Raw genomic sequence first — 23,049 nt, 5'->3', positions numbered from 1 at the left:
CGAGGAGAATCCTTGCGTGATCGACCGGGATGAGATCGACGCGACGAGCCGCCTGCTCGGCGTCAATACCTCCGACGTGCAGAGGGACTACCTGTATGGATGGCTGCTCGCTGGCCTCTACGGCGATAGCCCGCTGCTGCGCGACCGGCTCGTCCTCAAAGGCGGCAACGCCTTCCGTAAGGGCTACTTCGTGGCTACCCGCTTCTCCGGGGACCTCGACTTCACGGCCCCGACGGGTCTCGACCCCGAGCAGCTGTTGCGCACCCTCAATGAGGTGTGCCGAATGATCGGGGCACGGACCGGGGTCACGTTCGACCTGGACCGCAACCGACAGGTCGATCAGCGCTCGATCGACAGCGGTAAGACGGTGCACAAATTCGCGCTGTACTTCAACGACTTCTACGGCAACGCGAGCAAGATGACCATCAGCATGCGCATGGACGTCACCGAGTACGGCCGGCTCTATCTCCCGATTCAGCAGCGCAAGCTGATCCACCCCTACTCCGACCAGGCCGACTGCGCCACCAGCATCGAGGTGGTCAGCCTGGAGGAGGCCCTAGCCGACAAGCTGAAGTGCCTGTTGCAGCGGCACATGTCCAGCGACCTGTTCGACCTCGTCTACTCGATCTTCGTAAACAACGACGTTTCGGTCGACAAGGCCACGATCGTAAAGACGTTTCTGCGCAAGACCATCTTCGAGCCCAGCCCGCAGGCCGCGCTCGGCCTTCTCCTTGCGGTTCCATTCGAAGTCATGCGCGTGTTCTGGGGGAAGATCATTTGTGCGGAGGAGAGCCTTCTGGACTTCACCACCGCGGTCGAGCGCTTCAAGGGCGAGTTGAAGTCGCTCTTCTCTACCTTCCAGTACGGCGACGCCAGGCAGCTGGCGTTCTTCCCGGCCGAGCTGCGCACACCGATCATGGAGGCCGGACGTACCCAGACCCTGCTACGGGTCACCTACGACGGTGTCGAACGGCTCGTCGAGCCCTACTCGCTTGCGTTCAAGTGGCGTAATGGCGGGGTTGGCCAGGAGTACCTCTATGTCTGGGATGTGACCGGTGGCAACTCCGGCCCTGGTATCAAGAGCCTCTTCAACTGGAAGATCACGGATCTCGTGCGGACCGACATTAAGTTCGAGCCCCGCTTTGAGATCGAGCTGGCCAAGGCCGGCGAGTACGCCACGCGCACGACCTTCGACTCGAACAGGTCCGGAATCCGCCGATCCACCCGGCCGAGGGCACGGCATGAGCCCCGTTACCGAGTGCGGTGCGCCTACTGCCAGCGCGTGTTTGATCGCGACACAACCTCTACCGTCATTCGCCCGCACAAGGACAGCTTCGGCAACCCGTGCCCGGGACGCCGCGGCTACCGGATGTAGCGGGGAGACCGCGTGCCTTCCCACCATCGATCGTTATTAAGGCTGCCCACGTTTCAGCGGCAGCGGCGGTTAACCGAGGCAGCGGCCCAGGTAGCGCCCCGCCCACGCAGGAGCCAACGTGAGGCCCGACGACTTCTTCCGTGAGCCAGCCCTGGGCTGGCTGTCCACCGCCACCGGGTGCTCGACCTCGACCTCATAGCCGAGCTGCGCCGCGGACCAGTAGCCGGCCGAGACGACATCGACGTCGGCCCGCCTGGTCCACGACGACTTGGAGCGGTACGGCACAGACAGCAGCCAGGAGATGACCGAGCATCAGATCCGAGGGGCGATCCTCGCCCTACGCGCGGTCGTCAACCGGCTCGTGAGCGCGCCCTGAGGGATTCGAACCCCCGACCGTCGGATTAGAAGTCCGATGCTCTATCCAGCTGAGCTAAGGGCGCTCGTGCCTAATTCTGCATGATCCGGGGACCGGGTACACACCCGGTTTCCCCGACATGGGCCACACCATGCCTCGCACGGGCCACGGGCCTGGTGGTCATGCTCGTCGGAGATGCCCGGTCGGCCCCTGGCCGACGCCGTTCAGGCCCCTCGTGCAGGGCGGTTCCGTGAGGGCGTCCGGTGCCGCCGGCCGCGAGACGAGGTTCCGGGAGGGCGCCCGATCAGCGCGCGAGGGGGAACGAGGGGGAACGTCGCCTGCTCGCCTGCGTCTGAGCGATCTCGCGGCTACACTGCTTCGCCATGTCCGTACGCGAGATCCCGCTCATCGGAGACGTCTCCGAGGGGGTCGTGCGGGTGGGGGCGACGGTGCGGCGGCCGATGCGCCCCACGTCACCGTCGGTTCACGCGCTGCTGCGGCACCTGGAGGCCGTGGGGTTCGACCGGGCGCCGCGGGTTCGCGGGATCGACGAGCGGGGCAGGATGATCCTCACGTACGTCGAGGGCGTGGTGCCCGCGCATCCCCTGCCGGCGTACGCGGTGGGCGACGAGGCGCTGACCACTCTGGCCCGGCTGCTGCGGCGCTTCCACGACGCGGCGGCCTCGTTCCGCCCGCCTCCCGGCGCCGCCTGGGAGGACGGCTCGGCGCCGGAGGGCTCTCCCGAACTCGTGGGTCACTGCGACGTCACCCCGGCCAACGTCGTCTTCCGTGAGCGGCCCGGCTCGGGGCTCCTGCCGTACGCACTGATCGACTTCGACATGGCCAGGCCGACCACGCGGCTGTTCGACGTGGTCACCACGGTGCGGCACTGGGCTCCGCTCGCCGATCCGCTCGACCGCGACCCGCTGCAGCGGTCCCTGGACGCGGCGGCCCGGGTGCGGTCGTTCTGCGACGCGTACGGCCTGCCGGCGCGGGATCGGCTCATGCTGGTGGAGACGGCGAGGATGCGGTTCGGCCGCTCCTACGCGCTCATGCGCGACCGGGCCAGGACCCTCGGCGGCGGCTGGGCGCGCATGTGGGACGGCGGCGCGGGCGGACGGATCAGGCGCGCCGCGGCCTGGCTCGACGCCAACGAGGACGCGATCCAGCGCCGTCTCCTCGGCGATGAGCCCATAGCGTGACAAATACGCACGTACGGCAGAATGCGTGCGTGACCCGGATCATGGACGGTGCCACGATGGCAGGGCTGCTCGCCGGGGCCGCGATCGACGCCGCGGTGGGGGATCCCCGGCGGGGTCACCCCGTCGCGGTGTTCGGCAGCAGTGCCGCCGCCCTCGAAAAGCGCATATATCGTGATTCGAGGTTGGCGGGCCTGGCCTACACCACGGTCTGCGTCGGCGCGGCGACGGCGGCGGGGCTGCTCGCCGAGCGGATGACCAGGGCACGCCCGATCGCGCGGACCGCGGTCACCGCCGCCGCCACGTGGGCGGTGCTCGGCGGCACGACCCTGGGCAGGGAGGGCACGCTGATGGCCCACTCGTTGCAGGAGGGCGACCTGGCCGCCGCCCGCGCACGCCTTCCGCACCTGTGCGGGCGCGACCCGTCGGGGCTGGACGCCGCGGAGCTCGCGCGGGGCACGGTCGAGTCCATCGCGGAGAACACATCAGACGCCGTCGTCGCCCCGCTCGTGTGGGGCGCGGTCTTCGGCGTTCCCGGCCTGCTCGGCTACCGCGCGGTGAACACGCTGGACGCGATGGTGGGCCACCGGTCGCCGCGCTACGAGAGGTTCGGCTGGGCCTCGGCCCGGCTGGACGACGTGGCCAACTATGTGCCGGCCCGGCTGACGGCCCTGCTCACCGTGGGCCTCGCCGGTCTGGCGGGCGGGTCCCCGCGCCGCGCGGCGGCCGTCCTCGCGCGGGACGGTCACCGCCATCCCAGCCCCAACTCCGGGCGCTGCGAGGCGGCCTTCGCCGGCGCCCTCGGCGTACGCCTCGGCGGGGCCAACGACTACGGCGGCAGGGTGGAGCGCCGCCCGGAGCTGGGCGACGGTCCCCGCCCGGCCGTCGCCGACATCCCCAGGTCCGTACGGCTGGCGCGCGCGGTGTCGTACGCGTCGGTCGGCCTGGCCGTCGCCGCCCGGCTCGCCCTCACCCGGAGCCGGCGAAGGGATCGACGATGAGTGCGCTCGTCCTGCTCCTGGTCGTCGCGGTCGTCTTCAGTCTCGCGGTCGCGGTGATCCTCATCGTCGTGCTGGCGGTGCGGGCCTCACGGCGGCCGCCACCGCCACCGCCACCGCCGCCACCGCCACCGCCACCGCGCGATCGGAATGATCCGTCCCAGGATTGGTAGGTTCGACGGCATGGGCGGACAAAGCGGAGACAACCGGATCCTGCTGGTCTTCGACGGCGACTGCGCCTTCTGCCAGACGTGCGTGAACGCCGGGCACCGGTTCCTGCCGTACATGCCCGCCGTGCGGGCGTGGCAGGGTCTCGATCTCGGCGCGGTGGGCCTGACGCGCGAGGAGGTCGCGACGTCCGTGCAGCTCCTGGGCCCGAACGGGCTGCGCGCCCACGGCGCGCGCGCCGTCGCGCTGCTCCTGGCCCTGCAGCCGAGCGTGGCCTGGCGCGCGGCCGGCCGGGTGATGCTGGCCCCGCCGGTGAGCGGGCTCGCCGAGGCGGGCTACCGGCTGGTCTCCCGCTACCGGCACCTGCTGCCCGGCTCCACCACCTGCCGCACGTCCTGACCGCCGCTTTGCCGAAGGTGGGAACGAACGCGACCGGCAAGTGTCCGGAAGCGGGCATACCCCGCGCCTGACGGGAGCGCCACCATTGCGGCATGACAGCAGTGGTGGAAACCGAAGGACTGACGAAGTTCTACGGTGCGAGGCGGGGCCTTGAGGACCTCACCCTCGAAATCCGGCCGGGCGAGGTCTTCGGCTATCTCGGCCCCAACGGCGCCGGTAAGACGACGACGATCCGGCTGCTCCTCGACGTGATCCGGCCGACGTCCGGCCGGGCGACCGTCCTCGGCGCCGGCACCCGCGATCCGCGCGTGCGCGCCCGGATCGGCTACCTCCCGGGCGAGCTGGCCCTGGAGGGCAGGGAGCGGGCCCGCAATTACCTGCAGTTCCTCGCCGACGTACGCGGCGGGGTGAGCCGCGGCAGGATCGACGAGCTGGCCGAGCGGCTCGACGCCGACCTGTCGGTCAGGATGGGCGAGCTGTCCAAGGGCAACAAGCAGAAGGTCGGGCTCATCCAGGCGTTCATGCACGAGCCCGAGCTGCTCATCCTGGACGAGCCGACGAGCGGGCTCGACCCGCTGGTGCAGCAGGAGTTCCTGGCCATGGTCCGGGAGGCGCGCACGGCCGGCCACACGATCCTCATGTCGTCGCACGTGCTCGCCGAGGTGGAGCACGTGGCCGACCGGGTGGGCATCGTGCGCGCGGGGCGTCTCGTCGCGGTCGAGGACATCGCCGCGCTGCGCGAGCGGGCCGTACGGCACGTGGAGCTCCACTTCGACGCGCCGGTCCCCAGGGAGTCGTTCGACGGGCTCCCGGGCGTACGGGACGTGGTCGTCCAGGGGACGAGCCTGCGCTGCACCATCGACGGCAGGCCCGACGCGCTGATCAAGGCGGCGGCCCGTTACACGGTGGTTCACATGGTCAGCGCGGAGCCGGACCTGGAGGAGATCTTCCTGACCTACTACAGCGAGGAGGAGGGCCGTCATGCCCACGCTGGTGCGTAAGAGCCTCGGAGAGTACCGCCGCGCCCTCATCGGGTGGACGGTCGGGCTGTGCGCGTTCCTCGGGATGTATATCTCGATCTACGCGAGCATGATGAACGACCCCGAGACGTTCAGCAAGCAGGCCATCGCCAAGTATCCGGGCGCGTTCAAGGACCTGATGGGCGGCATGTCCGACATCGCGACCGGACGCGGCTACCTGCAGGCGGTCGCCTACCAGCTCCTCGGCCCGCTGCTGTTCACCATGTGCGCCGCGATCCTCGGCAACCGGGCCATCGCCGGCCCGGAGGAGGCCAAGACGCTGGAGCTCACGCTGACGCTGCCGATCGACCGCAGGCGGCTGCTCCTGGAGCGCTGGGCCGCGCTGGCGCTCGGCCTGCTCGCCGTGGCGCTGGTGACGCTGGCCGTCGCCACGGGGGCGTCGTCCGCCGCCCACATGGAGGTGCCGTTCGGCGGCATCCTCGCCGCGCACACCGGGCTGTTCCTGCTCGTGCTGTTCTTCGGGACGCTGACACTGTGCGTGGGCGCGGCCTTCGGGCGCAAGCAGATCGCGCTCGCCGTGGTCGGCGTCTGGGGCGTGGCCGGGTACATCGTGGAGACCATGGGCAGGAGCATCGACGCGATCTCCTGGCTGCGCTGGCTCTCGCCCGTCCACTACTACCTCGACGGCAGGCCGCTCTATCAGGGCTGGCCGTACGGTGACTACCTTGTCCTGCTGGGTGCGACGGCCGTCCTGCTCATGACGGCGCTGCTCGCCTTCGAACGGCGTGACGTAGGAGTCTGATGGACAGCGTTCTCGCTCGCGTGAGCGAGGCGACCGGGGTGCCCGCCGACTTACTCGGCGGGTTCCTGTCGGTTCTGGCCGCGTCGGCCGCCACCGGCAGGCTGCCCGGCCGCGCCGACATCGACGGCCTGCGTGAGTGCGGCGGCCTCGCCGCCGAACGCGGCATCCCGCTGCGGGTGCTGGCCGACGCCTGCCTCCACGCCGCCGAGATCACCGCCGGTGGGGCCTTCGGCGCCGTGCGCCGCGGCATGGCCGCCTACATCGAGGGATACGAGGACGCCCAGCGGGCCGCCCTCCGGCACGAGGAGGAGGCCCGCCGCCTGTTCGTCGACGACCTGCTGCAGGGCAGGGCGGACGCCGAGCGGGCCGAGCACTTCGGCCTGCGGCTCGCCGGGGCGTACGTCGTGACCGTGGTCAGGCCCGGCACCCCGGTGACGGCGGGCGACCCGCTGGTCAAGGGGATCGAGCAGGCGCTGGTGGCGAGGTTCGGCTCGCACAACATCCTGGTCGCCGTCCGCGACGGCCTGCTGGTGTGTGTGTCGCCGGGCGCGCTGACCGCCGCGAGCGGCGAGTTCACCCACCACGTACGCTCCGCGCTCACGGACTGGCGGGCAGGGGTGGGCCGCCCCCACCAGGGCCCCGGCGGCATCGTCACCTCCTACCGGGAGGCGGCGGGCGCCATCGACCTCGGCGAGCGGCTGGGCCTGCGGGCGCAGGTGCTGAAGGCGGCCGACCTGCTGGTCTTCCCGGTGCTGCTGCGGGACAGGGAGGCGATCGTGGACCTCGTCTCCACCGTGCTCGGGCCGCTGACCTCCGCCCGCGGCGGGCCAGAGGCGCTGCTGGAGACGCTGGAGGCCGTCTTCGCCTCCCAGGGCAACCACACGGCGGCGGCGCGCAGGCTCGGCGTCAGCACCCGGGCGATCACCTACCGGCTGGAGCGGATCAGGAGGCTGACCGGCTTCTCGCCGAGCGACCCCACCCAGCGGTTCACGCTGGAGACGGCCGTGCTCGGGGCCCGCCTCCTGGAGTGGCCGGCCCACCCTCTGGTCTGATCGAGGCGTCCCCCCGCCACTGTCAACGTAAAGGCGGCGGGGGGACTTGCGGTAAGACCCCGGTGACGACGTCTGGCCGACATGGCCGACATTGCCGCCGAGTGGACGTTCAGGGCGTGAGCAGCAGCTTGCCGGTCGTCCGCCTGCCCTCCAGGTCGTCGTGGGCGCGCCGGGCCTCGGCCAGCGGGTAGCGCTGGGAGACGTGCACCTTCACCGCGCCGGAGGCGACCCAGCCGAGCAGGTCGTCCGCCCGTGACAGCAGTTCCTCGCGGGTGGCCGTGTAGTGCCCGAGCGTGGGCCGGGTCAGGAACAGCGAGCCGCCCGCGTTGAGCCGCTGCGGGTCGAACGGCGGGACGGGCCCGCTGGCCGCGCCGTACAGCGCCATCATGCCGCGCGGCCGCAGCGACGCGAGCGACCCGTCGAACGTGGCGGCGCCGACCCCGTCGTAGACGACGTGCACTCCGGCTCCGTCGGTGATCTCCTTCACGGCGTCGGTGAAGCCCTCGTAGCCGACGACCTCGTCGGCGCCCGCCTGCCGGGCGAGCTTCTCCTTCTCGGCGCTGGAGACCGTGCCGATCACGCGGGCGCCGCGGAGCTTGGCCATCTGGACGAGCAGCAGGCCCATGCCGCCGGCCGCCGCGTGCACGAGCACGTCGTCACCCGACCGGATCGCGTACGTGGAGTGGGTCAGGTAGTGGGCGGTCAGCCCCTGGAGCATCACCGCCGCCGCCAGATCCGGCGACAGCCCGTCGGGCAGCCGGATCGCCTTGTCCGCCGGGATCACGGCCTTGGTCGCGTACGCGCCGACCGCACTGGCGGAGGCGACCCGGTCTCCGGGCACCACGTCGGTCACGCCGGGCCCGACCGCCGTGACGGTCCCCGCCGTCTCCGAACCCGGGATCAGCGGGAGCGGCAGCGGGTAGCGGCCCTCGCGGTGGTAGACGTCGATGAAGTTGACGCCCGTCGCCGCGACCTCGACCAGCACCTCGCCGGGGCCGGGCTCGGGGTCGGGCCGCTCGGCGTACTCCAGCACCGAGGAATCACCGTAAGCGGGGATGACGATGGCGTGCATGCGCGGCTCCTGTTGTCTTCGGCTCGGTTCCTGTGGTGCCAACCGGCCGGGCCGTACCCGTTGTTCCCCGGCCCCCGTTGTTCACCGGGCCAGTGCGGTGGGCCAGTGCGGTGGCCACTGCGGCGGGCCCGTACGGCGGGGGCCCGGCGCGGCGGGCCTCAGAAGCCCGTCAGGGTGAGCTTGCCGATGGCGGTGCCCGATTCGAGGATCCGGTGGGCCTCACGCAGGTTGGCGGCGTTGACCGGGCCGAGGTCGCGGCTGGCGGTGGTGGTGAGGACCCCGGAGTCCACGAGCCGGGCGACCCGGTCGAGGATGCGGTGCTGGTCCACCTGACGCGGCGTCGGGAACAGCGAGTGGGTGAACATGAGCTCCCAGTGGAACGAGATGCTCTTCGGCTTGAGCACGCCGATGTCGAGGGAGTCGTGGTCGTCGATGGCGACGATCTGGCCGAAGGGGACGAGCGTCTCGGCGTAGGCCGGGAGGTTGCGGTCGGTGCCGATCGTGCTGAAGACGTAGTCCACGCCGCCGGGCGCGACCTCGGCCAGTTGCTTCGCCAGCGGTCCCCGGTGGTCCACGACGTGGTGGACGCCCATCCGGCGGGCGAACTCCACCGTCTCGGGGCGGGAGGCCGTGCCGATCACGGTGAGCCCGGTCAGGGCGCGGGCGAGCTGCACGGCGATGGAGCCGACGCCGCCCGCCGCCGCGGTCACCAGCAGCGTCCCGGTCTGGCCGAGCGCGTCGCCGCGCAGGCCCAGCCGCTCGAACAGGCCCTCCCAGGCCGTGAGGGAGGTCAGCGGCAGCGCGGCGGCCTCGGTGAAGGACAACGTGGCGGGCTTGTGGCCGACGATGCGCTCGTCCACCACGTGGAAGCGGGAGTTCGCGCCGGGCCGGTCGAGCGCACCGGCGTAGTAGACCTCGTCGCCGACCGCGAACAGCTCGACCTCGTCGCCCACGGCGACCACGGTGCCGGCGGCGTCCCAGCCGAGCACCTTGGGCTCGCCGCCCGGATCGCTGTTGCGCCGGACCTTGTAGTCCACCGGGTTCACGGCGACGGCCTCCACCTGGACCAGCAGGTCGCGCGGGCCGGGCTCGGGCACCGGCAGCTCAACGTCCAGCAGGCTTTCCGGGTCGTCGATGGGAAGGCTGCGCCGGAAGGCGACGGCGGGCATGGTCCCGTTCTGGTTCTCGATCATGTCTGTCCCTGTGCTTAAGGATTTCGTGCCGTTCGTACGGTTCGGCGGCATGACCTGCACGGTACCCACCCACGCCTGGTTACCCGCAAGGAGGGCGAGTACCTCTCGGGAACCATCGAGGTGAGAGGGTCAGCCCTGGTCAGGGAAGCGTGCGATGTTGCGCTCCACCCACGTCCGCAGGTGGGCGAGCGGGACGTTGGCGTCCCGGCCGAGCGGGGTGAGGCTGTACTCCACCCGCAGCGGCACCTCGGGATACACGTCGCGGTGGACGAGACCGTGGTCCTCCAGGCGGCGCAGGGTCTGGGTGAGCATCTTGGGGCTGACGCCCTGGAGGCGGGCGCGCAGCGCGCCGAAACGCTGCGGTCCGTCCTCCAGAGCGCCCAGGGCCAGCGCGCTCCACTTGTTGGCCAGCAGGTCGAGCATGTTGCGGCACGGGCAGGCGGCCGAGTAGACGTCCTTCGGGTCCTCGCAAACGGTGCTCTCGATGTGCATGCTGCGACGATATCCATAAGGAACTTAGGTCCGAGGAGTGACCGGCCCGGGATCGGAGACAAGCCGGCGCAGCAGCGGCAGGTCGACGCTCTCCAGCGTCGGCACCGCAGTCACGCCGCCCGCCGTCATGCCGCCCGCCGTCACACCGCCGGCCCTCACGCCGCCGGCCGTCACGCCGCCGGCAGCGCCGGAGGTGCCGACCACGATGACGGCGCACCCGGCGGACCGGGCCGAGGCGACGCCCGTCGGGCTGTCCTCGATCGCCACGCACGCGGCCGGGTCGACACCGAGCCGCGCGGCGGCGGCCAGGTACGGATCGGGCGCGGGCTTGTTCCTGGCGCTGTCCCCGGCGGCCACCGACAGGCGGAAGCGGTGCCCGCCGACGGTCTCGAGCACCAGGTCCACGACCGGCCGGGGGGACGCGCTGACCAGCCCCGCCGGGATCCCGGCCGCGCGTAGGGCCTCCAGCAGCGCGACCGCGCCCGGAAGCATGGTCACCCCGTTCTTCAGCCGGCGGGTGAACGCGTCCGTCAGCAGGGACTCCACGGCCCCCGCCCCCGGACCTCCGGAGATGTGCAGGGCGGCGTCCTCGACCGACAGGCCGAACAGCGCCTCCCGGTCGGCCTCCCCGAGAGGGGAGCCCAGTCCGCCGGCGACCTCCACGCAGGCGTCCCACCACAGGTCCTCGGTGTCCACCAGCGTGCCGTCCATGTCGAACAGGACCGCCGCCGGGCTCTCCCTAGACGACATCGGGTTCCGGGATCGCCGCCGCGACCGCGGTCTCCGGACGGGCCGCCACGAGCACCGGCCGTTCGACCAGCCCGACCCGTACGGCGGTGCCGGGCGCGAAGCGCGCCGAGTCGTGCCCGGGGACGTCGGCCAGCACCTCGGTGCCGTCGTCCAGGCGGACCCGAAGACGCGCGGTGGAGCCGCGGAACGACGACACCATGACGATCCCGTCGCCCTCGCCGCCGGACGCGTCGACCGGCGTGACCAGCACGGCCTCGGGCCGTACGAGCACGTCCACCCGCGCGGAGTCCGGGGACGGGCCCTCCACCGGCAGCCTCTGCCCGAGGACCGTGACCCGGTCGCCCGACACCAGGCCGGGCAGGTGGTTCATCGCTCCGACGAACTCGGCGACGAACGGGGTCGCCGGCCGGTCGTACAGGGTGGCGGGATCGGCGACCTGCTCCAGGCGGCCGTCGCGCAGCACGGCGACCCGGTCGGCCATCGACAGCGCCTCCTCTTGGTCGTGCGTCACGAAGATCGTCGTGATGCCGAGGGAGAGCTGCAGGCGGCGGATCTCCTCGCGCAGCGTGACCCGCACCTTGGCGTCGAGCGCCGACAGCGGCTCGTCCAGCAGCAGCACCCTGGGCTCCAGGGCGAGCGCGCGGGCCAGCGCCACGCGCTGCTGCTGACCGCCGGACAGCTGGTGGGGGTAGCGGTCGCCGACCGAGGGCAGGCCGACCAGCTCCAGCAGCTCCTGCGCGCGGGCGTGCCGCCTGGCGGCGGGCGCCTTGCGCACCCGCATGCCGAAGCCCACGTTGTCCCGCGCGTTGAGGTTGGGGAAGAGGCTGTAGGACTGGAAGACCATGCCGGCGTCGCGCCGGTTGGCCGGCACGCGCGTGATGTCGGAGCCGTCCACCAGGACCTCGCCCTCGTCGGGCTGCTCGAAGCCGGCCAGGCAGCGCAGCGCGGTGGTCTTGCCGCATCCCGACGGGCCGAGCAGCGCGATCAGCTCGCCGGGCTCCACCGTGAGGTCGAGCCCGTCCAGCGCGACCGTGCTGCCGAACCGCCGCCGCAGGCCGCGGAACTCGACCCGGGCGCTGTTCATGATCCACTCCTTTGTCTCGCGCCGGCGGACGACAGGGCGAGCAGCAGCAGCCAGGTGATCAGCAGGCTGAACACCGAGACGGCCACCGACACCTGCGCCTGTGAGCCGGAGATCCGGTAGATCCAGTTGGGGAAGGTCTCGAAGCTGAGCAGCCGGGCGATCGTGAACTCCCCGAGCACCAGCGCCAGCGTGAGGAACGACGCGCTCGCCATCGCCGACCGCATGTTGGGGATGATCACCCGCAGCAGCACGTGGGGCCACGAGGCCCCGAGGTTCCTGGCCGCCTCCGACAGCGTGCGCACGTCGATCGCGCCCAGGCCCGCGTCGAGCGAGCGGTAGGCGAACGGCAGCGCCAGCACGACGTAGGCGAGCACGAGCACCACGGGGAAGTCCGGGTTCTGCACCGCGATCATCGTCTGGTAGAGGGGCGTGGTCGCCAGGTAGTCGGGCCCCCACCGCAGCACGGTGCTGATCCCGGCTACGAACGTGATCGGGGGAACGATCAGCGGCAGCGTGCAGACCACCTCGAGCACCGGCCGCAGCCGCGGCGCGCCGAGCCGTACGGCCACCACGGCGGGCAGCGTCAGCAGCAGCACCAGCACGATCGTGGCGACGCCGAGCCCGAGCGACAGCAGGAGGCTGCCGCCGAAGCCCTCGGCCGAGAAGATCTGGCCGTACGCGTCGAGTGAGAAGCCCTGGCCCGGCGCCTTCACCGTGAAGACGAACGACGCGATCAGCGGGACGAGGAAGTAGACGGCGGCGAGCAGGAGGACCGCCCCGCGCCACACCCGGGGACGCCGCGGCCGGCCGGGCCGGGAGGGTGCGGGGGCCGGGGCGGCGCCGGGCGCCGTCCCGGGAGTCACCTGTGGGGTCAGCGAAGCCATCGGGCGCTCCTTCGCTGCAGCGGGAGGTAGACGGCCATGACCAGGCCCGCGACCACGATCATGTCGAGGCTGAGGGCCAGCGCGACGTTCTCGTGGCCGATCAGGACGTTGCCGGTGAGCGCGTCGGCGATCTTCAGCGTGACCAGCGGGACGGTGGACCCGACCATGGCCTGCGCCGTCGCGTACGCGGAGAACGCGCCGCCGAACAGCAGCACGACGCCGCCGAGCAGCGCCGGGGTCAGCACCGGAATCCCGACGTACCGCCAGAACTGCCAGGTGCTCGCGCCGTTGTTCTGCGCGGCCTCACGCCACTGCGGGCGCAGCCCGTCGAGCGCGGGCACGACGGTGAGGACCTGAAGGGGGATGGAGAAGTACAGGTAGACCAGGGTGAGACCCCAGAAGTTGTACAGGCTCCACCCGTGCTGGCCGAGGCCGAGCGTGGTGGTGACGACGCCCGAGTTGCCGAGCGTGGCGATCCAGGCGAAGGCCAGCGGCACGCCGCCGAAGTTGGCCAGCACGCCGGAGGCGGTCAGCACCGCCTCGCGCAGCGCGCGGAACCGGGAGGTCACCACGGCCTGGGCGAGGAAGGTGCCGAGCACCCCGCCCAGCACCGCCACGAGCGCCGAGATCTTGACGCTCCCGAGCAGGGCGGTCAGGTACGCGCCCTGGAGCGACTCGGTGAGGTTGGCGGTGCTGAGCGTGCCCTCCTTGGTGAACGTGCCACCGAGGAGGACCAGCATCGGCACACCGAAGACGATGACGACGAAGACCAGCAGCGGAACGGCCGCCCACCGGCTCTTCGATCGCGTACGGCTGTCGCGCACGATCTCAGCCCGAGACCGCCGCGCCCCACCCGCTCGCCAGGACCTCCTTGGCCTTGTTGACCTGGTCCGGAGTGGGGAACGTGGGGGTGCCCTCGACCTTGGGGAGCTGAGCGACCATGGCGGCGTCCGCGCTGCCGTCCTCCTGCATGGAGGGCAGCAGCACCGGGCGGGCGTAGCCCTTCAGCCACAGGTTCTGGCCCTCGGCGCTGTAGAGGAACTCCTGCCACAGGCGGGCGGCGGCGGGGTGCGGCGCCCACTTGTTGATCGCCTGGGCGTAGAAGTTGGCGTACTGGCCGTCGGCGGGGATGGCGATCTTCCAGTCCACGCCCTTGGAGGAGAACTCCTTGGCGTAGCTGGCCTGCAGGTAGTCCCAGTCGAGGGTGATCGGGGTCTCGCCCTTCTCCACCGTGGCGGGGGTGGCCTCGACCGGGTTGAAGTTGCCGTTCTCCTTGAGCTTCTTGAAGAAGTCGATGCCGGGCTGGATGTCGTCGAACGAGCCCTGGTTGGCGAGCGAGGCGGCGTAGACGCCGGCGAAGGCGGCGCCGGCCTTGGTCGGGTCGCCGTTCAGCGCGACCATGCCCTTGTATTCGGGCTTGAGCAGGTCGGCGAACGTCTCGGGGCAGGTCTTGACCCGCTTGGCGTCGCAGCCGATGGAGATGTAGCCGCCGTAGTCGTAGTACCAGGCGCCGCCGGTCTCCTTCTGGCCGTCGGGGATCTTGTCCCAGCTCTGCACCTTGTAGGGCGCGAACAGGCCCTCCTGGGCGCCGCTGAGCGCGAAGGCGCTGCCGAGGTCGAGCACGTCGGGGGCGCGGTCCTGGCCCTTGAGGGTCTTGACCGCGTTGATCTCGTCCTGGCTGGAGCCGTCGGGGTTGTCGCTGGTGATCTTGATGCCGTACTTGGCCTCGAACGCCTTGATGACCTCGCCGTAGTTGGCCCAGTCCGGAGGCAGCGCGATGGTGTTGAGCTTCCCTTCCTTCTTGGCGGCCTCCACCAGCTTGTCCAGCCCGCCGAAGTCCTGGGCGGAGGTCGCGGAGGCGGCCTTGGAATCACCCGCCCCCGAGCCGCCGCCGGCGGTCGTGGGGGCGGCGCCGCATGCCGCGATCACTGAGGTGGTTATCGTGAGCGCGGCCACGAGGCCGGCGGTACGTGTGGACAACTGTCCCTCCCACTGTGGTGCGTGGATCGAACTTAGGCGAACTTGTACAAACAAGCCAGAGCTAGTAAGTCGCATATCGATGTCGGTCGCGTGAACGGAAGGGCTCAGCACGATGGCGCGCTACGAACAGATTGCGAGTGACCTGCGGGACGCCATCGTCAGGGGCGGCTATCCGATAGGCGCTCAGCTTCCCTCCGAGGCTGAGCTGGCCATACGCTATTCGGCGGCGCGCGGGACCGTTCGCCAGGCCGTCGCCCTGCTCGCCGCCGAAGGGCTGGTGGGGTCCCGGCAGGGCGCGCGGCGCATCGTGCTCGGCAGCGAGCGCAGCCAGAGCTTCGCCGAGTTGCACAGCTTCGCCCAGTGGGCCCGCTCGATGGGCTACCGCGCCAGCGGCACCGTGCTGTCCTCCCAGCGCCGCCCGTGCTCGCCCTCCGAGGCCGTACGGCTGTCGCTGGAGCCGGGGGAGGAGGTGCTCGACGTGCTGCGGCTGCGGCGACTCGACGGCGAACCGGTGCTGGTCGAGCGCACCGTCTACGCCGGGTGGATCGCCCCCGCCGTGGAGCGGCTCGACCCCGGCTGCGAGTCGGTGACCCAGGAGCTCTACGAGTCCGTCGGCCTGGTCTTCGCCTACGGCGAGCACCTGATCGACGCGGTGGCGGCCGGCAGCGAGGACGCCCGGCTGCTCGGCGTGCGACGGGGCAGCCCCCTGCTGCGCCAGCGCCGCGTCACCACCACGCAGGAGGGCCGGCCCGTCGAGTCCTCCGACGACCGCTACCGCGCAGGGAGCGTGACCTTCAGCATCCGCAACTCCACCGCCGCCAACCCCCTCGTCCGCCGCGCCGGCGACTGACTCCGTGACCGACCGGCCGGGCGTCCCGCCGGTCGGTCACCTGCCGGTGAATCGATGGTCGCCGGCCATCCGGAAACGGATGCGCTGGCCGGGGCGGGCCTGCGCCGCCCGGTCGACGTGATGGTCACGCACCACCGCGATGACGGGATATCCGCCGGTCACGGGGTGATCGGCGAGGAAGAGCGTGGGCTGTCCCGACGGCGGCACCTGCAGCGCGCCGGGGACCATGCCCTCGCTCGGCAGCTCCCCGTCGCGCGCGCGTTCGAGGCGCGGCCCGCGCAGCCGCATGCCGACCCGGTCGCTCTGCGCGGTGACCTCGTACGGCTCCGCGCACAGGGCCGCCAGCGCCCCCGGCGTGAACCAGTCGTGGCGTGGTCCCGGCAGCACGTCCAGCATGAGGACGCCGGACTCCGGCTCGGGCGCCGGCGCGAGATCGGCCACGGGAAACTCCGCCGGCGCCGGCCCGACCGGGAGCACCGATCCGGGCGCCGGACGCTCCGGGCCGAGCCCCGAGAGCAGATCGGTGGCCCGTGACCCCAGCACCTCGGGCACGTCGATCCCGCCGCGGACCGCCAGATAGGTCCGCAGCCCGCGGGGCGGCACGCCGAGCCGCAGCGTCGCCCCGTCGGGCAGGCGCTCGACCGACGCGTGCCCGATGCCGCGCGTGCGCCCCTCGGGGCAGGTGACGGTGGCGGGACACGGCGCGCCGGTGAGCGTGACGAGCAGGTCGCCGGTGGCGCGCACCTTCAGCCCGCCCAGGGTGACCTCCAGGCAGGCGGCGTTCTCGGGATTGGCCAGCAGGCGGTTGGCCAGCCGCAGCGCGCCCCGGTCGGCGGCGCCGGAGCGTCCGACGCCGAGGTGGCCGTGCCGGCGCCGCCCGAGGTCCTGCACCGTGGTGAGGGGGCCGGGGGCCAGCACCACCAGCGCCCGCCGAGACCCGCGCACCGTCGCCCCGCTCACCGTCGTCCCGTTCGCCGTCGTCCCGTTCGCCGTCGCCCCGCTCACAGCGCCTCCGCGAAGCGCACCCGGACCCCCGGGCGCAGCAGGGCGGGCGGGTCGGCCGCGGTGTCCCACACCACGGTCGCGGTGCGCCCGATCAGCTGCCAGCCGCCCGGCGACTCGCGCGGGTAGACCCCGCTGAACTCCCCGGCAAGCCCCACGGCGCCGGGGGGCACGCGTACGCGCGACTCCGGCCGCCGCGGTACGGCGAGCCGGGAGTCGCCGCCGATCAGATAGCCGAAGCCTGGGGCGAACCCGCAGAAGGCGACCGTCCACGGCGTCCCGGTGTGCGCCGCCACGACCTCGCGTTCGGTGAGCCCGGTCAGCCGGGCCACATCGGCGAGGTCGTCGCCGTCGTACTCCACCGGGATCACCACCTCCTCGGTCGTCGTGCGGCGCCCTCCGGCCGGCCGTACGGCCAGGACGGCGGACTCCACCTCGGCGTGGCGCGCCGGCGGCTCGAACCGGACGAGCAGCGTCCGCGCCGCGGGGACGATGTCGACGACTCCCCGCGGGGGGCCGGCCACGAGGGCGTCGTAGAGGGCGACCACCTCCTCGAGCCGGTCGAGCTCGACCAGGACCGCGTGCTCGCCACAGCGGTGCAGCCGCGCGTTCACGCCCTCTCCTCCACGAAAGGCGCCAGGCCGATACGGGGCACGGGCGGGCCGCAATCGCGGGCCCGCACGGCCGCGACCACCGCGGCGGCCGATGAGGCCGTCTGGGTGCCGGAGGGTCGGTTCACGCGAGGCTCCTTCGCTCACCTCCCCTGGAATCCAGAGGATCGTTCGACGATTCATCGATTCTCTTGCACGCATCGCCACGTTGCTGATCGACCGGGCACGGCCGGCACGGGTGGGTGCGACAGAACCGGATGCCCGCCCGCCGCGTCCTACGGATATGCGGACGCGGATTCTGTGGGTGACGGCGGCGCTGGCCGCGATGGTGCTGCCGGCGGCGTGCGCGTCGACCACGCCTCGCGATCTGGAGACCTGGAACGAGACCGACGCCGCGGCAGCCTCGGCCGCCGCGCGGGAGCGGCCGTCGCCCTCCTGCCTGACCGGCTCGCCGACGCCGCGGCCGAGCCCCATCCGGGGTGGCGGGTGGCGCGTCGCCTACTACGACTACCGTGACCGCATCAGGGGCCTGGCCGTGACCCGCGAGGGGACCGTGTGGGCGGCCGGCGCGCGCGTGCCGGAGCCGTGCGGACCCGAGACGAAGGCGCCGCTGGTGCTGCGCGGGGACGGCGGGCGGTGGCGCGAGGTTCCGGCCCCGCCGCTGACCGAGCCGCGCGCCGTGGCCGCCTCATCCGACCGCGACGTGTGGCTGTTCGGCGAGAACGCCGCCGCGCGCTGGAACGGCCGGAGGTGGACCGTGGCGCCCGGTCCGGGTGCGGAGCCGCAGCGGGTGCACGCGACGGCCTCCGGCGACGTCTGGGCGATCCTGAACGCGAACTTCCTGTACGGAGCAGGGGGAGCCGAGGGCGCCTGGGAGTCCCGGGCGGAGCTGCGGCACTGGGACGGCACGAGATGGCGCACGGCCCGGCCGCCGCTGGTGGCCAAGGGACTGGACGGCCTGCCCGGCGGCGAGGTCTGGGTGGCCGGTTCCAGCCGCGGCAGGGCCGCCGTCGCCCGATGGAACGGCTGGTCCTGGAGCACGGTCCCGCTCCCCGCGGTCCCCGCGTTGCACCGAGCCTCCGCACCGCACGGGGGCCAGCTCTCCGAGCTCGTGGACATCGCGGTGGACGAGTCGGGCGGGGTGGCCGCCGTCGGCTGGGTCGCGTGGGTCTGCGGCACCGAGGAGGAGGACGTGACCTACTGCGGCAGCACGCTGTTCCTGCGGCGGGAGAACGGACGGTGGAGCTACAGCCTGCCGTCCGAGCCCGAGCTCGATCCCCAGCTCCGGCTGGAGGCCGACGGCAAGGGCGGGTTCTGGCTGTTCTACGCGAAGAACGAGTGGAACACGGCGGTCGGTCACCTGTCGGGCGGAAAGTGGACGTACGGGACGTTTCCGGCGGGCCCGCTCGGGCACACCCGGGTGGCGGCCATCGTCGGCGAGCCGGGGGCGGCGCGCGTCTGGGCGGCGGTGGCGGACGACACCGAAGCGGAGGAGCCGCCCTACCGGGGCGGCGGGATCTGGCTCGGCGAGTGATCCGCCGGCGGGCGCGCTTCCTGGGATTTCGCACCCGGGAACGGGCCGCGCCGACTTGCGTTCACCCCGCTGGGAACGTATGTTCGAAGTAGCGGCGATTCTGCCCGAATCATCCGCCCGTCTTCCCCCGGGTGGCCACGAAGCCACAGGGAGAAGGAGTCTTGAGCAGACTTTACGGCGATCCGATCGAGGTGTGGGTCCGGGACGGGCGCCCTGCTCAGTTCGTCTGGCGTGACCGGCTCTACACCGTCCGCGAGATCCAGGACCACTGGGTGGTCGTCAGGGAATGGTGGAAGACCTCGGACGCCGATCCCGGCGAGCGGCGCTTCTGGCGAGTGGGGGCCGCGGCCGGCAAGGAGGTCGGGACCTATGAACTGCGCTTCGACACCGCCAGCGGCGGCTGGCTCCTGCTGAGGGCCTGGGACTGATGGGAACGCTCCAGCTCCCCACGACCGGGGGACGGGCCGCTGGAGGACGGAACGCCGGACGGGCCGGGGGGCGGACGGGGGTGCGCCTGTGACGCACGCCTTCGCCCACCTGCACGTGGCGTCCGCCTTCTCACTGCGGTACGGCACCGCGTTCCCGGCCGCCCTCGTCCGGCGGGCCGCCGAGCACGGCATGGACACGCTGGCGCTGACCGACCGCGACGGCCTCTACGGCGCGGTCAAGCACGTCATCGCCTGCCACGAGCAGGGCGTCCGCCCGGTCGTCGGGGTAGATCTCGCCCTCGACGGCGCCTCTTCCACGCCGGGTTCTTCCACACTGAGTTCTTCCACGCCGGGTTCTTCCACGCCGGGTTCTTCCACGCCGGACGACCTGTTCGGAGGCGGCCTGCCGTCCGGCCGCCGCACCGGACCCAAACCCGGGCACGGGCACGGACCCAAACCCGGGCACGGGCACGGACCTGGGCACGGGCACGGGCACGGACCTGGGCACGGCGGAGGGACGGCGGCCGAGCCGGCGCGGGTCGTCGTGCTCGCGCGCACGAACGGCTGGGCCGCGCTGTGCCGCCTGGTCACGGCCGCCCATTACGCGGGGGAGCGCGGCGCGCCGTACGTCACGCCGGGGATGGTGGCCGAGCACGCGACCGGCCCGGACGGGGAGCCGCGGCTGACCGTGCTGCTCGGGCCCCGCTCCGGCGTCGGCCGCGCGGTGGCCGAGCGGCGCGACGACCAGGCCCGCGCCCTGCTGGCCGCCTGGCGCGCGGTGGTCCCCGACCTGGTCGTCGAGGTCTCCGACCTGTACGGCTACCGCGACGCGAACACCGCCGCCCGCATGATCGGGCTGGCCGACTCGATGGGCGTGCCGGTCGTGCTGACCAACGCGGTCCGCTACCTGGACGCCGCCGACCACCAGATCGGCAACGTGCTCGACGCGGCGCGCAAGCTGGTGCCCCTCGACGGGCGGCACCTCGACGACCCCACGGCTCACGCGTACCTCAAGGACGGCGCCGGCATGGCCCGGGTGGCCGCGCGGATCTGCGGCGGCGACACCGGCCGGGCCGCGCGGCTGCTGGCCGAGACGCGCCGCGTGGCCGACCGGTGCGTGCTCGACCCCGTCGAGGTCGTGCCCCTGCTCGACCCCGAGCGGCCCCGGCTCCACCTGCCGGAGGTCGGCGAGGACCCGGTGCCCCTGCTGCGGCGCCGCTGTGAGGAGGGACTGGCCCGGCGGGGCCTGGAGCGCTCGGCCGAGGCCCGCGACCGGCTCGCCGCCGAGCTCCACGTCATCGAGAAGAAGCGGCTGTCGGGCTACTTCACGTCCGTCGCCGGCATCACGGACATGATCCGGGGGATGGGCGTGCGGTGCGCGATCCGCGGCTCGGGGGCGGGCAGCCTGGTCAACTACCTGATCGGCATCGGCGAGGTGGATCCGCTCGAACACGGCCTGCTGATGGAGCGCTTCCTGTCGGAGGGCCGCAAGGGCCTGCCCGACATCGACATCGACGTGGAGTCGGCCCGCCGCCTCGACTGCTACCGCGCGATCCTCGACAGGTACGGCGAGGACCGGGTGGCCTGCGTGTCGATGATGGAGACCTACCGCGCCCGCAGCGCGATCAGGGACGTCGGCGCCGCCATGGGCCTGCCGCCGCACGAGATCGACGTCATCGCCAAGGCGTTCCCGCAGGTGCGGGCCAGGCAGATCAGGGCCGCGCTGTCCGACCTGCCGGAGCTGCGCGACAGCGGGCTCAACGACCGGTCGCTGGAGACCGTGTTCCGCCTGGCGGAGCGGCTCGACGGGCTGCCCCGGCACATCGCGCTGCACCCCTGCGGCGTGCTGATCGGCAACTCCACGCTGCGCGACCGCACGCCGGTCGAGCGCAGCCTGCTGGAGTTCCCGATGTCGCAGTTCGACAAGGACGACGTCGAGGAGGCGGGCCTGCTCAAGCTCGACGTGCTCGGCGTGCGCATGCAGTCCGCCCTGGCGTACGCCCTCCAGGAGGTCGAACGGGTCGAGAACCGGAAGATCGACCTGGACGCCGTCCCGCGCGACGACACCGAGACCTACGACATGATCCGCGTCAGCCGCACGATCGGCTGCTTCCAGATCGAGTCGCCGGGGCAGCGCGAGCTGGTCGCGAAGCTGGAGCCGCGCACGATGCACGACCTGATCGTGGACATCTCGCTGTTCCGCCCGGGACCGGTCAACTCCGACATGGTCACGCCCTACCTGGAGACCAGGCACGGCTTCCGCGAGGCGCGCTACCCGCACGAGTCGCTGCGCGACGCGCTCAGGGAGACCAACGGGGTGGTCGTCTTCCACGAGCAGGTCATGAAGGTCATCGACATCATGACCGGGTCGGGGCTGTCGGAGGCCGACCGGGCCCGCCGCGCCCTCGGGACGCCGGAGGGCCGCGCGGCCGTACGCGCCTGGTTCGTGCCGCTGGCCAGGGAGAACGGCTACGCCCCCGACGTCGTCGAGCAGGCGTGGAAGGTGCTCGACGCGTTCGGCGGGTTCGGGTTCTGCAAGGCGCACGCGGCGGCGTTCGCGCTGCCCACCTACCAGTCGGCCTGGCTGAAGCGGCACCACACGGCCGCGTTCCTCGCGGGAGTGCTCACCCACGACCCCGGCATGTACCCGAGCCGGGTCATCCTCGACGAGGCCCGCCGGTGCGGGGTGGACGTCCTGCCCCTCGACGTCAACCGCTCGGGGAAGACCTGGCTGGTCGAGCGTACGGATCCGGCGCAGGACGGTCCCGGGGGGTTCGGCCGCGGACACGGCCTGCGGGTGCCGTTCTCGGCCGTCCGGGGGGTGAGCGAAGCCGAGGTGGACCGAATGGTCGCGGGCCGGCCCTACACCTCGCTGGCGGACTTCTGGGAGCGGGCCCGGCCCTCACGGCCGATCGCCGAGCGGATCGTGGAGGTCGGCGGGTTCGACGCGCTGCACGGCCTGCGGCCGGGGGAGCCGCGCTGGCGGCCGGGACGGCTGACCAGGCGCGACCTGATCGCCCAGGTCGGCGCGCTCGACCGCGGCTCTCCGGTGGGCGCGGCGGGGCAGCTTCCGATGGGGTTCACCGAACATGTCATGCCTGGAGAACTGCCGGAGATGAGCGAGGCCGAGGCCGTCGAGGCCGAGCTGGAGATCCTCGGCATGGACGTGAGCCACCACGTCATGGACTTCTACCGCGACCTGCTCGACGCGCTCGGCGTGACGCGGGCCGGGGATCTGCTCGGGCAGCGCAACAGTGCGGAGATCCTGGTCGCGGGGGTGAAGGTCGCCACTCAGACGCCTGCCGTGCGGTCGGGGCAGCGGGTCATCTTCACCACCCTGGACGACTCCACCGGCCCGATCGACCTGACGTTCTTCGAGTCGGTGCAGGCGCACACGGCCGCGACCGTGTTCGGGTCGTGGCTGCTCGCCGCCAGGGGAGTGGTGCGGCGCACCGGGGGCAGGGCGGTCTCGCTGCGCGCCGTCCACTGCTGGAACCTCGCCGACCTCGACCGCGTGTGGCGGACCCAGGGGCTCGACGCCGTACGCGCCGTGATCAGCGAGGTGCCCGTGCCCGGCGCCGGGGTGGGCGGACGGCCCATCGAGTACGGCAACGGCTTCCGGGTGTCGCCCTACTCCGACAACGGCGCCCCTCCGGCCGTCCGCGAGGGGCGGTTCCTCGGCAACCCGTCCGCGCCCCAGCGGCGGCTCTGGCACGCCAGCTCCGGCAGCTCCGGGCCGCCGCCCGGCCGGTGATCCTCCCCGCCGCCGTCCGCGAGGGCGGCGCCCGCCCGGCTTCCCGCCGGTGCTCCCGGTGCTGCCGGTGCGGTGGGTGCGGTGGGT

Annotated in this window: 24 protein-coding genes and 1 tRNA gene; 12 read left to right on the top strand and 13 right to left on the bottom strand. The window is 72.4% G+C overall.

What is annotated here, in order from left to right; all coding sequences use genetic code 11:
- Positions 1-16 precede the first annotated feature (16 nt).
- Positions 17-1,375: a nucleotidyl transferase AbiEii/AbiGii toxin family protein gene (locus ACGFIB_RS21380; RefSeq protein WP_357263670.1), complete on the top strand. Its 1,359-nt coding sequence runs from the start codon at positions 17-19 to the stop codon at positions 1,373-1,375.
- A gap of 69 nt (positions 1,376-1,444) precedes the next feature.
- Here ACGFIB_RS21380 and ACGFIB_RS21375 read toward each other — a convergent pair whose 3' ends face one another.
- A complete protein-coding gene (locus tag ACGFIB_RS21375; protein WP_357263673.1) occupies positions 1,445-1,660 on the bottom strand; it encodes a hypothetical protein in 216 nt (71 codons plus the stop codon).
- Between the two features lie 81 nt (positions 1,661-1,741).
- Positions 1,742-1,815: transfer RNA gene (locus ACGFIB_RS21370), tRNA-Arg, on the bottom strand.
- Between the two features lie 298 nt (positions 1,816-2,113).
- On the opposite strand from ACGFIB_RS21370, the gene ACGFIB_RS21365 reads away from it, so the two are divergent.
- The 7 genes from ACGFIB_RS21365 (at position 2,114) to ACGFIB_RS21335 (ending at position 7,328) form a co-directional block, all read left to right on the top strand.
- Positions 2,114-2,932, top strand: a complete 819-nt coding sequence (locus tag ACGFIB_RS21365) for an aminoglycoside phosphotransferase family protein (protein WP_357263676.1) — start codon at positions 2,114-2,116, stop codon at positions 2,930-2,932.
- Between the two features lie 41 nt (positions 2,933-2,973).
- Complete coding sequence (locus ACGFIB_RS21360) at positions 2,974-3,930, top strand: cobalamin biosynthesis protein (protein WP_357263767.1); 957 nt, start codon at positions 2,974-2,976, stop codon at positions 3,928-3,930.
- A complete protein-coding gene (locus ACGFIB_RS21355; protein ID WP_393374283.1) occupies positions 3,927-4,100 on the top strand; it encodes a hypothetical protein in 174 nt (57 codons plus the stop codon). The genes ACGFIB_RS21360 and ACGFIB_RS21355 overlap by 4 nt, the downstream gene beginning before the upstream one ends.
- 10 nt (positions 4,101-4,110) lie before the next feature.
- A complete protein-coding gene (locus tag ACGFIB_RS21350) occupies positions 4,111-4,494 on the top strand; it encodes a thiol-disulfide oxidoreductase DCC family protein (RefSeq protein ID WP_357263682.1) in 384 nt (127 codons plus the stop codon).
- Positions 4,495-4,586: 92 nt separating this feature from the next.
- Entirely contained in the window at positions 4,587-5,495 is a 909-nt protein-coding gene (locus ACGFIB_RS21345; protein ID WP_142572212.1) for an ABC transporter ATP-binding protein, read from the top strand.
- Positions 5,476-6,276, top strand: coding sequence for an ABC transporter permease subunit (locus ACGFIB_RS21340; protein WP_393374279.1), 801 nt, complete (start codon positions 5,476-5,478; stop codon positions 6,274-6,276). Before ACGFIB_RS21345 ends, ACGFIB_RS21340 begins: the two co-directional genes overlap by 20 nt.
- On the top strand, positions 6,276-7,328 hold the full coding sequence (locus ACGFIB_RS21335; RefSeq protein WP_393374276.1) for a PucR family transcriptional regulator: 1,053 nt from the start codon (positions 6,276-6,278) through the stop codon (positions 7,326-7,328). Before ACGFIB_RS21340 ends, ACGFIB_RS21335 begins: the two co-directional genes overlap by 1 nt.
- A 109-nt stretch (positions 7,329-7,437) precedes the next feature.
- Here ACGFIB_RS21335 and ACGFIB_RS21330 read toward each other — a convergent pair whose 3' ends face one another.
- From ACGFIB_RS21330 to ACGFIB_RS21295, 8 genes are all read right to left on the bottom strand, one after another.
- On the bottom strand, positions 7,438-8,400 hold the full coding sequence (locus tag ACGFIB_RS21330; protein WP_142572209.1) for a quinone oxidoreductase family protein: 963 nt from the start codon (positions 8,398-8,400) through the stop codon (positions 7,438-7,440).
- Positions 8,401-8,558: 158 nt separating this feature from the next.
- Positions 8,559-9,593, bottom strand: a complete 1,035-nt coding sequence (locus ACGFIB_RS21325) for a zinc-binding alcohol dehydrogenase family protein (protein ID WP_393374273.1) — start codon at positions 9,591-9,593, stop codon at positions 8,559-8,561.
- 129 nt (positions 9,594-9,722) lie between these two features.
- Positions 9,723-10,085: a winged helix-turn-helix transcriptional regulator gene (locus tag ACGFIB_RS21320; RefSeq protein ID WP_357244975.1), complete on the bottom strand. Its 363-nt coding sequence runs from the start codon at positions 10,083-10,085 to the stop codon at positions 9,723-9,725.
- Positions 10,086-10,109: 24 nt separating this feature from the next.
- Entirely contained in the window at positions 10,110-10,835 is a 726-nt protein-coding gene (locus ACGFIB_RS21315; protein WP_393374270.1) for an HAD family hydrolase, read from the bottom strand.
- Positions 10,825-11,919 carry an ABC transporter ATP-binding protein gene (locus ACGFIB_RS21310; RefSeq protein ID WP_393374268.1) on the bottom strand — a complete coding sequence of 365 codons (1,095 nt, stop codon included), beginning with the start codon at positions 11,917-11,919 and terminating at the stop codon, positions 10,825-10,827. The genes ACGFIB_RS21315 and ACGFIB_RS21310 overlap by 11 nt, the downstream gene beginning before the upstream one ends.
- Positions 11,916-12,803 carry an ABC transporter permease gene (locus tag ACGFIB_RS21305; RefSeq protein ID WP_357263701.1) on the bottom strand — a complete coding sequence of 296 codons (888 nt, stop codon included), beginning with the start codon at positions 12,801-12,803 and terminating at the stop codon, positions 11,916-11,918. Before ACGFIB_RS21305 ends, ACGFIB_RS21310 begins: the two co-directional genes overlap by 4 nt.
- The gene (locus ACGFIB_RS21300; RefSeq protein WP_229689729.1) at positions 12,791-13,627 is read right to left on the bottom strand and encodes an ABC transporter permease; all 837 of its coding nucleotides are present in this window, start codon (positions 13,625-13,627) and stop codon (positions 12,791-12,793) included. The genes ACGFIB_RS21305 and ACGFIB_RS21300 overlap by 13 nt, the downstream gene beginning before the upstream one ends.
- A 4-nt stretch (positions 13,628-13,631) precedes the next feature.
- Positions 13,632-14,783 carry an ABC transporter substrate-binding protein gene (locus ACGFIB_RS21295; RefSeq protein ID WP_223854083.1) on the bottom strand — a complete coding sequence of 384 codons (1,152 nt, stop codon included), beginning with the start codon at positions 14,781-14,783 and terminating at the stop codon, positions 13,632-13,634.
- Positions 14,784-14,895: 112 nt separating this feature from the next.
- On the opposite strand from ACGFIB_RS21295, the gene ACGFIB_RS21290 reads away from it, so the two are divergent.
- Entirely contained in the window at positions 14,896-15,633 is a 738-nt protein-coding gene (locus ACGFIB_RS21290) for a GntR family transcriptional regulator (protein WP_393374264.1), read from the top strand.
- 36 nt (positions 15,634-15,669) lie between these two features.
- On the opposite strand, the gene ACGFIB_RS21285 is transcribed toward ACGFIB_RS21290, so the two are convergent.
- From ACGFIB_RS21285 to ACGFIB_RS21275, 3 genes are read right to left on the bottom strand one after another with little or no spacing between them, the layout of a single operon-like run.
- A complete protein-coding gene (locus ACGFIB_RS21285; protein ID WP_393374262.1) occupies positions 15,670-16,638 on the bottom strand; it encodes a 5-oxoprolinase subunit C family protein in 969 nt (322 codons plus the stop codon).
- On the bottom strand, positions 16,635-17,249 hold the full coding sequence (locus tag ACGFIB_RS21280) for a 5-oxoprolinase subunit B family protein (protein ID WP_393374260.1): 615 nt from the start codon (positions 17,247-17,249) through the stop codon (positions 16,635-16,637). Before ACGFIB_RS21280 ends, ACGFIB_RS21285 begins: the two co-directional genes overlap by 4 nt.
- Positions 17,246-17,374, bottom strand: a complete 129-nt coding sequence (locus tag ACGFIB_RS21275) for a hypothetical protein (RefSeq protein WP_263407692.1) — start codon at positions 17,372-17,374, stop codon at positions 17,246-17,248. The genes ACGFIB_RS21280 and ACGFIB_RS21275 overlap by 4 nt, the downstream gene beginning before the upstream one ends.
- Positions 17,375-17,529: 155 nt before the next feature.
- Between ACGFIB_RS21275 and ACGFIB_RS21270 the strand changes: the two genes are divergently transcribed.
- The 3 genes from ACGFIB_RS21270 (at position 17,530) to ACGFIB_RS21260 (ending at position 22,962) form a co-directional block, all read left to right on the top strand.
- Entirely contained in the window at positions 17,530-18,780 is a 1,251-nt protein-coding gene (locus ACGFIB_RS21270) for a hypothetical protein (RefSeq protein ID WP_393374257.1), read from the top strand.
- A gap of 161 nt (positions 18,781-18,941) precedes the next feature.
- Positions 18,942-19,208 (top strand): DUF6504 family protein, encoded by a 267-nt coding sequence (locus ACGFIB_RS21265; protein ID WP_142572199.1) that lies wholly within the window; start codon positions 18,942-18,944, stop codon positions 19,206-19,208.
- 88 nt (positions 19,209-19,296) lie between these two features.
- Positions 19,297-22,962, top strand: a complete 3,666-nt coding sequence (locus ACGFIB_RS21260; RefSeq protein WP_393374254.1) for a DNA polymerase III subunit alpha — start codon at positions 19,297-19,299, stop codon at positions 22,960-22,962.
- Positions 22,963-23,049: the final 87 nt, after the last annotated feature.

The organism is Microbispora bryophytorum, from assembly GCF_043197435.1.
GTDB classification, from domain to species: Bacteria; Actinomycetota; Actinomycetes; order Streptosporangiales; family Streptosporangiaceae; genus Microbispora; species Microbispora bryophytorum.
This window is presented reverse-complemented; position numbering and strand designations above follow the sequence as displayed.

What these genes read in the sequence shown, in the direction of transcription:
- ACGFIB_RS21365 (WP_357263676.1), top strand. Translation starts at nt 2,114, where the DNA reads ATGTCCGTACGCGAGATCCCGCTCATCGGAGACGTCTCCGAGGGGGTC.
- ACGFIB_RS21360 (WP_357263767.1), top strand. Translation starts at nt 2,974, where the DNA reads ATGGACGGTGCCACGATGGCAGGGCTGCTCGCCGGGGCCGCGATCGAC.
- ACGFIB_RS21355 (WP_393374283.1), top strand. Translation starts at nt 3,927, where the DNA reads ATGAGTGCGCTCGTCCTGCTCCTGGTCGTCGCGGTCGTCTTCAGTCTC.
- ACGFIB_RS21350 (WP_357263682.1), top strand. Translation starts at nt 4,111, where the DNA reads ATGGGCGGACAAAGCGGAGACAACCGGATCCTGCTGGTCTTCGACGGC.
- ACGFIB_RS21345 (WP_142572212.1), top strand. Translation starts at nt 4,587, where the DNA reads ATGACAGCAGTGGTGGAAACCGAAGGACTGACGAAGTTCTACGGTGCG.
- ACGFIB_RS21340 (WP_393374279.1), top strand. Translation starts at nt 5,476, where the DNA reads ATGCCCACGCTGGTGCGTAAGAGCCTCGGAGAGTACCGCCGCGCCCTC.
- ACGFIB_RS21335 (WP_393374276.1), top strand. Translation starts at nt 6,276, where the DNA reads ATGGACAGCGTTCTCGCTCGCGTGAGCGAGGCGACCGGGGTGCCCGCC.
- ACGFIB_RS21330 (WP_142572209.1), bottom strand. Translation starts at nt 8,400, where the DNA reads ATGCACGCCATCGTCATCCCCGCTTACGGTGATTCCTCGGTGCTGGAG.
- ACGFIB_RS21325 (WP_393374273.1), bottom strand. Translation starts at nt 9,593, where the DNA reads ATGATCGAGAACCAGAACGGGACCATGCCCGCCGTCGCCTTCCGGCGC.
- ACGFIB_RS21320 (WP_357244975.1), bottom strand. Translation starts at nt 10,085, where the DNA reads ATGCACATCGAGAGCACCGTTTGCGAGGACCCGAAGGACGTCTACTCG.
- ACGFIB_RS21315 (WP_393374270.1), bottom strand. Translation starts at nt 10,835, where the DNA reads ATGTCGTCTAGGGAGAGCCCGGCGGCGGTCCTGTTCGACATGGACGGC.
- ACGFIB_RS21310 (WP_393374268.1), bottom strand. Translation starts at nt 11,919, where the DNA reads ATGAACAGCGCCCGGGTCGAGTTCCGCGGCCTGCGGCGGCGGTTCGGC.
- ACGFIB_RS21305 (WP_357263701.1), bottom strand. Translation starts at nt 12,803, where the DNA reads ATGGCTTCGCTGACCCCACAGGTGACTCCCGGGACGGCGCCCGGCGCC.
- ACGFIB_RS21290 (WP_393374264.1), top strand. Translation starts at nt 14,896, where the DNA reads ATGGCGCGCTACGAACAGATTGCGAGTGACCTGCGGGACGCCATCGTC.
- ACGFIB_RS21270 (WP_393374257.1), top strand. Translation starts at nt 17,530, where the DNA reads ATGCGGACGCGGATTCTGTGGGTGACGGCGGCGCTGGCCGCGATGGTG.